Raw genomic sequence first — 1,181 nt, 5'->3', positions numbered from 1 at the left:
GTTCTCTTCCGATAATCGATCAACCCGCAGAATTCCAGCAATTCCTCTGACCGCTCCCGAATCTTTTTGATCGGCATATAATAAAGACGTCCCTGATATTCCATAATCTCGTTCATCGTCATATCCTGACGCATCGAGTATTCCTGCGTAACGACACTGAGTTTTTGTTTCAGCTGATTTTTCTGACGGGTCAGCAGCTCTCCGTTGATCCAGATTTCACCCGAAGTCGGAAGCAGGAGAGTGGAGAGCATTCCGATGGTGGTCGTTTTTCCGGCACCATTCGGTCCCAAAAGCCCAAAGAACTCGCCTGTCTCAATTTTCAGGTTCAGATCCTCGACCGCCAGAAAATGATCGTATTTTTTTGTCAGATGCTTTAATTCAATCATGGTTCCCTTCCTTCACGACAATAATCGAATAATAACTTGCCTGATCTGGAATTTCATCGATTTTATGATAAATATGCTCCTCTGGCATACCACAATTTTCGATCATGGTACCTGTCATATGCTTTTCTTTCAGGGTCGCCTTGACAAGCGGCATCTTGGAAGCTGCTTTCATCAGGACCTTGGTACCTGGAAGTTCCAGCGCCGCCTCAATATCATAAGTGGACGGAATAATATGAAGCTGTTCTGAGCGGTCGACAAGACTGTCCTGAAGCTTGGCGCTGACCGCGCAGAAGGACGGAATGCCATTGATGATTTCAGTTGCATAACCATGTGCTTTTACAATCCGATGGATATAAATATAGGTACTGTAAATCGTCGGATCTCCGAGCGTGAGGCAGGCAACATCCTTCCCCTGTTCCAGCTGCTCTATAATCTGATCCGAGGCAGCCTGGTATGCTGCATTTAAAACAGCTTTATCTTTTGTCATCGGAGTAGTGAGGTTTAAGCATTCCTTTTCATCCAGATTTTCCACGATCCCGCTGGCAATTTTATAGGAAACTGCATTTTCCTTTCCATCCGCCGGTACCGCAATCACCGGGCACTTCTGAATCGTGTCAACTGCCAGATACGTCATGAGCCGCGGATCGCCCGGACCTACTCCTACACCATATAAGGTTCCTTTTATCATAAACATTTCCTTTCTGTGAAAACTGTGAGAAATTCAAGTGTTCAACTTTTAAAATTTTTGTATGATGCCTTTTTGGCTTTTTTAATAAAGTACGAAATTAGCCTTTT

Annotated in this window: 2 protein-coding genes; both read right to left on the bottom strand. The window is 44.5% G+C overall.

Features of this window, described 5'->3' with window-relative positions:
• A partial coding sequence (locus tag QVO97_RS05625) for an ATP-binding cassette domain-containing protein (protein ID WP_288189074.1) occupies positions 1-386 on the bottom strand: 386 nt, incomplete at its 3' end.
• Entirely contained in the window at positions 379-1,074 is a 696-nt protein-coding gene (gene cobI / locus QVO97_RS05620) for a precorrin-2 C(20)-methyltransferase (protein WP_022359409.1), read from the bottom strand. The genes cobI and QVO97_RS05625, both read right to left, overlap by 8 nt.
• Between the last annotated feature and the right edge of the window lie 107 nt (positions 1,075-1,181).

Origin of the sequence: Clostridium sp. CAG:43, assembly GCF_000434655.1 — a bacterium.
GTDB classification, from domain to species: domain Bacteria; phylum Bacillota; class Clostridia; order Lachnospirales; family Lachnospiraceae; genus Otoolea; species Otoolea fessa.
This window is presented reverse-complemented; position numbering and strand designations above follow the sequence as displayed.

Coding starts and splice junctions, on each gene's coding strand:
- cobI (WP_022359409.1), bottom strand. CDS start 1,074: ATGATAAAAGGAACCTTATATGGTGTAGGAGTAGGTCCGGGCGATCCG.